Annotated in this window: 6 protein-coding genes; 4 read left to right on the top strand and 2 right to left on the bottom strand. The window is 44.0% G+C overall.

Annotated features, from left to right (window positions below; genetic code table 11):
- The first annotated feature begins 729 nt into the window (after nt 1-729).
- From IM450_RS04960 to IM450_RS04945, 4 genes are all read left to right on the top strand, one after another.
- On the top strand, nt 730-1,686 hold the full coding sequence (locus IM450_RS04960; RefSeq protein WP_287668968.1) for a ribonuclease Z: 957 nt from the start codon (nt 730-732) through the stop codon (nt 1,684-1,686).
- A 2-nt stretch (nt 1,687-1,688) separates the two neighbouring features.
- On the top strand, nt 1,689-4,925 hold the full coding sequence (locus tag IM450_RS04955; protein ID WP_287668965.1) for a tubulin-like doman-containing protein: 3,237 nt from the start codon (nt 1,689-1,691) through the stop codon (nt 4,923-4,925).
- A gap of 475 nt (nt 4,926-5,400) precedes the next feature.
- On the top strand, nt 5,401-6,327 hold the full coding sequence (gene argF, locus IM450_RS04950; protein WP_069475144.1) for an ornithine carbamoyltransferase: 927 nt from the start codon (nt 5,401-5,403) through the stop codon (nt 6,325-6,327).
- A gap of 132 nt (nt 6,328-6,459) precedes the next feature.
- Complete coding sequence (locus tag IM450_RS04945) at nt 6,460-6,885, top strand: hypothetical protein (protein ID WP_108935920.1); 426 nt, start codon at nt 6,460-6,462, stop codon at nt 6,883-6,885.
- Between the two features lie 50 nt (nt 6,886-6,935).
- Here the strand turns inward: IM450_RS04945 and malQ are convergent, their stop codons facing one another.
- Together malQ and IM450_RS04935 are read right to left on the bottom strand one after the other, a co-directional pair.
- Nucleotides 6,936-8,438, bottom strand: a complete 1,503-nt coding sequence (malQ, locus tag IM450_RS04940) for a 4-alpha-glucanotransferase (protein ID WP_287665146.1) — start codon at nt 8,436-8,438, stop codon at nt 6,936-6,938.
- 502 nt (nt 8,439-8,940) lie between these two features.
- Nucleotides 8,941-10,959, bottom strand: coding sequence for an ATP-binding protein (locus IM450_RS04935; protein WP_287665143.1), 2,019 nt, complete (start codon nt 10,957-10,959; stop codon nt 8,941-8,943).
- Between the last annotated feature and the right edge of the window lie 2 nt (nt 10,960-10,961).

The raw sequence follows: 10,961 nt of genomic DNA, 5'->3' as shown, positions 1-10,961 counted from the left end.
GTTTTTTTGACAAAAAGCACAAAGTATGATAGGAACCCAAGGTATTTCTGGTTGCGAGTAATTATTGTAGAGAAGGGAGATGGGAGGGGGGTGTGGGGTGTGGGGTGTGGGGTGTGGGGGGTGGGGTGTGGGGTGTGGGGTGTGGGGTGTGGGGTGGGGGGTGTGGGGTGTGGGGTGTTTTCTCAGTGAACTGATAACTGATAACTGATAACTGACTTCTAACCCCATGTTGGCCAAAGATAAGCAAAAATTATTTATTGACTCCACAAACTTGAGAATATTTAAATTAACATTCCGCAATATTTACAAATTCTTAAGAATTAATTGAGAAAGATTTTTATTTAACAACGATGTTATCATGGTTACAGCGATTTTGCTGAATTTCATAATGGGTTATTCTGTGCTTTTTTGGGCAGCAATGGTTGAAACCCTTGCCACATCTACAAGGTAATCCTAATTAAGACGGGTAAATTAGTCAATTTCACGCATAACGATGATCTTTTTTTTGTGTAGTTTTATTGCAAAAAAAAAGTTTTTTTGACAAAAAGCACAAAGTATGATGAAGACGCTGGTGTATTTCTGGCTGCCAGTAATTATTGCAGAGTTAGGTCAAAATCAGGGGATTTCCTGTTTCCAAGTCAAGAAATACAGAAAAGCAGCAATTCGATCGAGAAATCGATAAAAACAGCCTAGACTAGAAAAAGAATCCTCTATCCTGACAGCTATCCTGTGGAGATTACTTTTTTAGGAACCAGTTCTGGGGTTCCCACTCGTTCCCGCAATGTCTCTAGTATCGCCCTTCGTTTGCCGCAACGGGCGGAAATATGGCTGTTTGACTGTGGAGAAGGAACTCAACACCAGTTACTGCGTAGCGACCTAAAAAGTTCCCAAATTCGACGCATTTTTATCACCCATATGCACGGCGATCATATCTTTGGTTTAATGGGACTGTTAGCCAGTATCGGATTAGCCGGTTCTGCTCAGGATATTGATATCTACGGACCACCCGGACTAGGGGACTATCTGCGTGCTTGTGCTAAGTATTCCTATACTAATTTAGCCAATCGGGTGCGTGTCCATCCCGTTTCCCCCGGCATACTCTACGAAGATGAAGAATTTACCGTCTCCTGTCAGCTATTAAAACATCGTATTCCCGCCCACGGTTATCGCATCGCCGAAAAAGACCGTCCTGGACGTTTTGATGTGGAAAAAGCCAACGCTTTAGGTATTCCCCCCGGACCAATTTACGGCAAGCTGAAAAAAGGGGAAACTGTCACCCTCCCCGATGGCAGAAAAATTCGCGGTCAGTCCCTCTGCGGAGAAACGGAAATCGGCCGTAAAATTGCCTATTGTACTGATACTATTTTCTGTGAAGGCTCGATCGAATTGGCACAGAATGCAGATGTGCTAATTCATGAGGCGACTTTTGCACACCAAGATGCCGGGTTAGCCTTTGAAAGTGTTCATTCCACTTCGACGATGGCAGCCCAGGTGGCCTTGGCAGCCCGGGTAAAATTGTTATTAATGACCCATTTTAGTCCCCGTTATCTACCGGGTAATTCTCTGGATATTTCCAATCTGTTAGAGGAAGCGCGGGCGATTTTTCCTAACACTAAATTAGCCTACGATTTCCTCACCTACGAAGTCCCTCGCAACCGTCAAGAAATGGCCTTAGGAGTTAAATAATTATGCCAGCAGCAGTAGAAGAAAAAAGCATGGTTCCCACGGTTTTAGTGGGTATTGGTGGCACGGGTAACGAAATTTTATCGCGCTTGCGTCGTCTAATCGAGGAAAGTTATGGCAGTTTGAGCAATTTTCCGATTGTCAGTTTTTTGGTGGTTGACACGGATAAGGATTATAAAATCAGTAATCCTGAAGCTGCTGGCAGTGCTTTTAAAGATAACGAAAAACACTGGGCCCGGGTGAGTGGAAAACAGGTACAGGAGATGGTATCTGACATGGATAGATATCCCTGGATTAATAGTTGGTTTCCCCCGGAATTAGAGAGAAATATTACTTCCCTGGAAGCGGGAGCGGGACAAATTCGCGCCTGTGGCCGTTTTGCTTTATTTTGCAATTATCATGAGATCCAAAGAAAATTTCTGGATGCGGTGAGACGGGTAAAGGGACAAGAAAACTTTATGCTCGATCGCTATGGAATTAAAGTTAATAATACTGCTATTAATGTCTTTACTACGGGGTCTTTAAACGGTGGTACAGGTAGCGGAATGTTAATCGATCTAGGCTACTGTATTCGTAATTGGTTACGCGGGGAAAGTAGTCCTTTGAGTACGGCAATTGTTCCCACTCCTGAAGCATTTGCGGGGATTAGTGTCGGCGATCGAGTTTTGGCTAATGGTTACGCTGCCCTGATGGAATTAAATTACTTTTCTGACTACAGAACCGAATACCATCAACAGTTTAGCAGCGGTTTGGTCGATGAAGTTGTTAGTAAGTTACCCCCCTTTGATTTTACATATTTAGTGGGGACAAAAAACGGCGAAGGGGATTTTAAACTCGGTCAAATTCGGGAAATGATCGCCCAAAATATTTTCCTAGATATGACCTCTGATTTTGCCCCCCATAAGCGTTCCATTAGAGATAATATTAAGGGTTCTTGGGCGCAAGCTGACCCCGGAGGTCGCGGTTATCCTAAGCAATTTATGAGTTTTGGGCTATCAACTATTGAAATTCCTATTGCCCAAATTCGTGCCTCCTTATCGGAACGTTTAGCCAAAGATTTAATTAATTGGTGGCTGAATGATGCCGTGATTTTACCCGCTCAAATGTTGGACTTAGTAAGAGGTGATATCCTCAAAAGAATGCGCTTGAGCGAAGGGGAATTAATTATGGATTTATGTGCCGACAAGGATCGCTCTTTAATTGCCATAATCTCCCAATGGATTAACGAAACTCGTCAGGAAATCAATCAAGATAATTGGCTATCTTGTACCAAACAGGGTGTTAATATTTTAGGCAATGAACAGGGAAAAATTCTCCAATTTATTAATGATTATTTAACGCCAAGAGTCGAGGAATTTAAACGCAATCATTTACTAGAATTGAGTCCCGATGAACGGCTGCACGGCGATTACCTGAAAAAGATTTATAATAACCGGGATGAAATTATTCAACGGGGTAAAAAGTCTCTAGAAATGGAGTTTTATAATATCCTTGAGGATCGGAACCGTGGGGTAAAATTTGCCGAGAGTTTTATTGTTTCAGTACGACAAATCTTCACCGACATAGCAGAAAAATTCCGTCGCGATCAAGAACAGGTTTGGAGTCAAAATGAAAGTAAACGTCAACGAGAATATGATACAGCTTTAGCAGAAATTAATGATCTGAAAGATAAACTTCATATCTCGAAAAAAGATAAGATGGAAGAATATTGTGAACAAGCTTTAACGGGATTGGAAGGCCATTTAATGGCCAATATTCAACGAAAAACCAGAGGTGCAGGAGTAGAGGTTATTAATCGTTTACTGGAACATCTTAATCAATTAGAAAGCCGGTTTAATCGCTTTCGTCAGAAATTAATTCAAAGTCGCGATCTATTTAATCTCCAGTCTAATCAACAGATTGATAGTGCCGATGCTTTGTTAATTAATGGGATTAAAATATTTGACAGACAAGAATTAAATAGTCTTTATCAAGACTTGATCGAACAATTTGCCTCGGGGATTGCCGGTAACAAAAATGCCTACGATACAGGTATGGATAACCTTTGTTTACCCCTCTCAGAAGAGATTTTAAAGCAATCTAGCCCCCTCTGGAAAGAAACGCGCCGCGCTGATGAAAATATGCGTTTATTTGACATCACCGAGATTGCCGATATTCGTCAAGGAGATTTTCAACAAGTTATCATAAACCAAGCTAATCAATTACTACAAAATGCCCCCGTTAGTAGTCGAATTCAGCAGGAATTAGCCGCTTGTGATCGCTTGTTAAAAATTTATAACAACGATGCCGATATTATCAATAATCTTCGCATTGCCTACCAAAAATCGCGACCCCTAATTATGCTCAATCCTGCGGTTTTGCGGGGAAAAGATGCGGGTTTTACGCCCCAATTAAATCAAAATGTTGCCCTGATTGGGGGAAGAAATACCAATAACCCTGCAGCCCAAAAAATTATTCCGAAACTGCGGGAATTTATCCCCAACGAAGACGACATTAAACCCTTGGCAGAAGTGGAAAAACATCGTCTTGTCTTCGTGCAGGAAATTGGCGGTTTTTCCCTACGCTGTCTCGAGGGAATGCGAGAACTGCGGCAATCCTATCAGGACTGGAAAGGAGAATTTATTCTCGCTAAACGCGCCCAACAAATGGGAGAAAATCGCGATTTACCCATCCCCGTGCATATCCAAAAGGAACCTCCTTTCTGGGATGTTTTTCCCGAAGATCCGAGTATTTATCAATTGGTGGTGACAGCCCGGGCTTTAAAAGTGCTTTTTCCAGAAGTCAATCGAGTCACTAATGAGAAAACAATTCGCTATGAAATTAAAACCGCAACGGGATTAAAAAAAGTCGATATCGCTACCAGTTGGGAAGATGCGGTACAGGTGTTAGAAGTAAAAGCTTGTCGCGAAGATAAGGAAAAAATTCAAAGTCAGGTGACAGCTAAGTTACAGGCTGCAGCCACTCCCGAGAAAAAACAAGCTTTGTATCGGACTTTCATTGAATATTTACAACAACGTTCCGAGGAATTAACAGGAGGAAAAGATAATACAGAATATAAACGGGAAGATGCAATTATTTTGCAGTTAATCCATAACTATAAGTTGGATAGCGGTGGAGAAATTCCTCTTTCTCCGGTGACGGAAGTGGCTAACCCAGCTTTAATTATCTGCGGTAATTGTGGACACAAAAATCCGCCCTCGTCTAATTTTTGTTCTAAGTGTGGGGCAAAATTAGTTAAGTAGAAATTAGATTTTGGGTTTGATCCCCCCTGCCCCCCTTGATAAGGGGGGTGCCGATAGGCGGGGGGATCTACCTTGATAAGGGGGGTGCCGATAGGCGGGGGGATCTACCTTGATAAGGGGGGTGCCGATAGGCGGGGGGATCTACCTTGATAAGGGGGGTGCCGATAGGCGGGGGGATCCGCCTTGATAAGGGGGGTGCCGATAGGCGGGGGGATCTACCTTGATAAGGGGGGTGCCGATAGGCGGGGGGATCTACCTTGATAAGGGGTGAATCTGACAATGTTTAACACCTACCTAATTTAACAGAAAAAGTGAGGATGTTAGTCCAGCTAACACCCCCAAAATGAAAATTTTCGGGAAAAATTGCCTAATAGCGAAAAAACTGGATTATAATAGGGTCTTTACTCAAGATTTTTGCTAACCGCTAACTGCCATAAAACCCAATCAAGACCCCTGTTTATCGAGAGAAAAACCAATGGTAGCCACTTTAAAAGGACGAGATGTTTTAAGAATAACCGACATGAGTAGCGAAGAAATCAGCGCCCTACTCAATCTATCGGCACAGCTTAAAGCTGGTAATCTTAACCCTAGCTGCAAAAAAGTCTTGGGATTGCTATTTTATAAAGCTTCCACCAGGACGCGGGTTTCCTTTACCGTCGCCATGTACCAGTTAGGGGGACAGGTGATCGATCTTAACCCCAGTGTAACCCAAGTGGGGCGAGGGGAACCCTTAGCCGATACAGCCCGGGTACTCGATCGCTATCTCGATATTCTCGCGGTTCGCACCTTTAAACAAGAGGATTTAGAAGCTTTTGCCAATTACTCGCGCATCCCGATTATCAACGCTTTAACGGATTTAGAACATCCCTGCCAGATATTAGCCGATTTACAGACTATCCAAGAGACTTTTCAGACTTTAAGGGGAATTAACCTCACCTATGTGGGGGATGGTAATAATGTCGCTAATTCTCTCCTCTTGGGTGGTGCTTTGATGGGGTTAAATGTGCGGGTTGCCTCCCCCGCAAACTATCAACCGGATGGGGAAATTGTCGCCAGCGCCCAGGCTATTGGCGAGAAAACCGGTAGTAAAATCTTAATTACCGACGATCCCGTTACTGCTGTAAAAGACTCTCAGGTGGTTTATACTGATGTCTGGGCGAGTATGGGACAGGAAAGCCTCGCTGATGCCCGAATTCCCGTTTTTCAGCCCTACCAAGTCAATGAACAGCTAATGAGTCACGCTGACAAAGACGCGATTATTCTCCATTGTTTACCTGCTCACCGGGGCGAAGAAATTACCGACGGGGCGATCGAGGGTGTACAATCAAAAGTCTGGGAACAAGCGGAAAATCGGATGCACGCCCAAAAAGCTTTAATGGTGAGTTTATTGGGATTAATCTAGCTCCCGATGCTCAGTTACTAAAATAATTATTAAACTCGATCATCAATCATCCTAAGACCTGTCCGACACCAGAAGTTAACGCTAGGATTGATGGTAAGAGCAATAATCAGGGCAGCCTCCACACCTAACTATATGTCAGACACCTCCGCCGTTAAAAAATATCTCGCCCATTGGTTTCAATTGGGAAAAAAAGTTATTTGTCCCAAAAACCAAGCTATGCTATTTCCGCTGCCAATTTTCAATGCTGATCGCTATTCGTCGGAGTTTGAGGATTGTTGGCAAAAAATGCTTGATCCTCAAAGTGGCGATTGTTACCTAGAAGGTACTCAACAAACTATCCAAGACTTACTTTCCCCTCAATGGGAATTTCATCCCTGCGCTCGTTGTACTATACCTGTACCAATTGAAGTGATGGGACAATCGGGTTTATCCTGTCCTTGCCATGATTTGAGTAATTGGCCCAATTTAGAATTACCCCTACCCCATTTACCCGTCAATAGTCAAGAAAATCTCGATCGCATCCGGCAAAGATTGCTAAAAAATTCTCCCTCACATTAACCGGACAAAAAGAGACGTTAGGGGTAACGTCTCGACAAAAGGGTTGAGATTTAACGATTTCTGCCAAAAAGATTGACTAAATCCCGCAATCTCTCGCTATATTCTCCGGTTAAAGCTTCCTGACGATAGCGCCATGACCAATTCCCTTCTGCGACACTGGGGGTATTCATACGCGCATCGGATCCTAAACTTAACACATCCTGTAACGGTACGATCGCCTGATTAGCCACGGAACTATAGGCCAGTCGAATCAGATCCCAAGCCACTCCCTGACCACTGGGAGCGCCAAGATATTGATAAAGTCGCGCTTTTTCGTAGTCGTTGGCGTTATCCTGAAACCAGCCCACAGTAGTATTATTATCGTGAGTGCCGGTATAAATCACACAGTTGCGTTCGACGTTGAAAGGAAGATAGGGATTACCCGCATCACCCCCAAAAGCGAAGTGGAGAATCTTCATCCCAGGGAAGGCAAAGTGATCGCGAAAATCTAAGACTGCTTGGTCAATATCGCCCAAATCTTCGGCAATAATCGGCAATTTACCTAAACGAGCGCCAATAGTATTAAAGAGATCATAACCCGGGGCCTTGAGCCAATGACCATTAATAGCATTTTCCTGGCCAAAAGCCACCGCCCAATAGGCCTCTAATCCGCGAAAATGATCGATACGGATGATATCGACTAGGGAAAGAACCGCTTTTAAACGGCGTACCCACCAGTCAAAGCCCGTATTTTTGAGATAATCCCAGTTATAAAGAGGATTTCCCCATAATTGCCCCGTTTCTGAGAAATAATCTGGGGGAACCCCGGCCACTTCCAAGGGATTACCGGTTTGCGGATCTAGTCGGAAAACCTGCGGATTTGCCCAAACATCGGCACTATTATGGGAGACATAAATGGGGATATCACCGATAATCTCGATACCGAGGGAGTTAGCATAGCGTTTTAGGGCTAACCACTGCTCAAAAAACTCAAATTGCAGGAATTTGTGCAGAAAAATCTCCTCTTGTAACTCCTGTTTCGGTGTTTCCAACGCTCCCCAATGACGTTCGCGAATTTCTGTCGGCCATTCCATCCATGCTTTACCCTGGTAAGCGTGGGATAGGGCCATAAAGAGGGCATAATCCTCTAACCAATCGGCATTACCAGCACAAAAGCCGGCAAACTGTTTGTAAAGAATTGTGTCAGAACCCTTGACAAAATTGCTCGCCGCCTTTCTAAGTAGGGGAATTTTCCAAGCGATCAATTTATCAAAATCCACTTGATCGAGGGGAAAATCGGGAATATCCTCGAAATCTGCCTCACTAAGCAGGTTTTTCTCCCGAAGAAGATCGAGACTAATCAGGAGATGATTGCCGGCAATGGCACTAAAACTCATGTAGGGAGAGTTACCGTACCCTGTGGGGCCTAAAGGGAGAATTTGCCAGAGTTTTTGACCACTTTGAGCCAAAAAATCGATAAATTGATAGGCTTCCCTACCTAGTTCTCCAATCCCGTAACGGCCGGGGTGACTGGTGGGATGAAGCAAAATACCGCTAGAACGGCTAAAAGCCATGAAAAAACCCCCTTATCAATGATTCGGTTAGCAGTTATTAAGTGTTTAAAGCTGAATGCTCACTGCTATCTCCAAGCTAACCCGATCTCGATCGATAACGGCAATACTTAACAACTTTATTAGACCTATAGTAGGTAGGCGCAATTAAAGTTATGGAATCCTCTTCGGGTTTCGGCTTCGGCACGAGGGACGATCTGCCGTCCGCTCTCTCCCGCGTAGGTTAGGATACGACTTTGAACCCTTCTGCTCTCTGTTGGTTTAGGCATGAGATAAATACGCTCTACTTAGGGTTTGCTGAAAAAGTTTTTCCTGGGGGCAGGGTGTGGGGTGTGGGGTGTGGGGTGTGGGGTTTTACCAGTTTTGAGGTGGCCAATTACCTAATTTTCAGGGAAAAAGTGCCTAAATTTCCCCCCGATCACTCCCAGATCCAGTACTTTTTGATTGACAAAAGGTCTAAAAGTCTTACCCAACAAGGTTTTTAGATTTATTCAGCAGACCCTACTTAGATTTTTTTGTATTGGCGAGTGGTTCGGTAAGTCTGATGAGGATCGTTCAATTTTTCTGGGTTTGTATATTCAAGCTCTCCCTCCTGGATCAAAGGTTTAATATGCTCGCATAGTAGATGTTTCCTGCTTCGTTGTAGTAACGATGCTAGTTCGCTTGATGAGCGATCTTTGATTTCACATAAGTCAAGAATTAATTCTCTTATTTCTTTCGTGCCGGGTCGCTTCCCTAAGCTCGCTAACCGTTCCTTTAAAGATTCCGATTCAACAACAGCGAATAGATCAAGCTCAAGTTGTCTAGACGCAAATGTACTACTGTCTGGATTAGAGATGTCCAGCTGTCCAGATAAGCTTTCCGCTCCCTCTGTACTACTGTCTGGATTAGAGGTGTCCTGCTGTCCAGATAAGCTTTCCGCTCCCTCTGTACTACTGTCTGGATTAGAGGTGTCCTGCTGTCTGGATAAGCTATGATCTCTCGCGTTACTTTCCGGATTAGAGTCTTTGTCTTGATCGGGCCGAGCGGACTGAGCGCCTGAAGCCAGAGTGTAACAAGTAGCCGAGCCTTTACCCTGCTGTTCGAGTAATCCAGCGTCCCGTAAGCGTCTTAGATGTTGACTGGCGGTGAGAGTATCAACATCGTTAGTAACACGGTAAATTAAGTTATTAATCATTCCCACTTGTCTTAATACGACAAGTGCTTTTGTTTCATCTGGACTTAATGTGTGATTTTTAAATTTTGTCAGCCATTGAATATCCTCGTCATCGAGAAGATGATGGGTAAAAAGAGTGACGCAAAAATAATCTCTATCTCGGTTGGAAACGAATAGAGGTAGAGTCAGATTAGCTTCTAACATTTTGTCTAACATAATTTTACCACCCGATCCTTTGGTTTCCGCCATATTCACTTCATGGAGAACTGTGGCAATTTTTTCGTTACGAGTTTTTGAAGTCGGTTGATCGAATTCATCTGTAGGTTTGAGAGAATAGCCCGGATTATGAATCTCTAAACGATCGGAGAAACGGATAATTTGAACGGGACTTCGCTCTCGATAATTGCGGTGCATGACGGCATTCACAATTGCCTCCCGAATTACTCTACGAGGGATGATAGGGATTTCTCTTCTGTGAATACCGTTTTCGTCAAGACTGAAAGCTTTGGGCAGATCGTTGAGTACCAGGGTGATTAGTCTAGGAATCGCTAACAGTAGAGGTTCCCGGACTTCAACGACTTGAAAACGCTTATCGGGATCGGCGACCCATTCTTTCCCTTCTACAAGAATGTAGTCGATACGGTGCATGGGGCAATGGCGACGTAGAGTGATCGCATTTCCAAATAGAATTAAGCCAGCAAAGGTAAGGCAGTATTCTCCTTTTTGGGTAGGATGTTTAACGATCGCGTTCAGAGAGTATAACAATTCCCGATCATCATAATTGAGTTCGCTCGCATCAGGATTAAAAGCTTTTCTCTCTCTACGGTAAGCGGCGATCGCGTCCAGGTCTAGATCGTCTAGAGTAGCATCGGGAAAGGGAGTAGCGTCGTAGCTTTGGGAGTTACGCTCCCGATAGAAAAGTTCGATATCTGTTTCGGTTAGTCTCTGATCGGTGGAGGCGATCCGTCTAAACCCGCCCTTTGAGATTCCTCTACTGGTAATATAAACGGGTTTTTCCGAGGGCTGGGCTTCGGGGATAAAAGCGACGACCAGGGTTTTTCCGCTTTTAGTCACTGTCTCTACCCGCGGGCGAATCGTAATATTAAACACTTCCCGGCATTGGCTGGCGAGATCTCGTTGAATTTTGTCCGGGTCATCGAGTCCTTCGATCTCGTATTTATCGCCGTCGCTACCCTCTAGAGCTTTAATTCCTAAAATCAAGTAACCGCCATCTAATCCTGGTTCGTTGGCGAACGCACTAATCGTTTCCCAACAGCTTTTCCCGAATTCCGATCCTCGTTTTACTTCAATCTGAACACTCTCATCCTGAGCGATGAGCAGTTCCCATAGTTCATCGAAGGTTAGCATTA

Source organism: Microcystis sp. M083S1, from assembly GCF_020246405.1.
GTDB lineage: Bacteria > Cyanobacteriota > Cyanobacteriia > Cyanobacteriales > Microcystaceae > Microcystis > Microcystis aeruginosa_C.
Note: the sequence above shows the minus strand (reverse complement) of the source record. Positions and strands in the feature narration are given on the sequence as shown.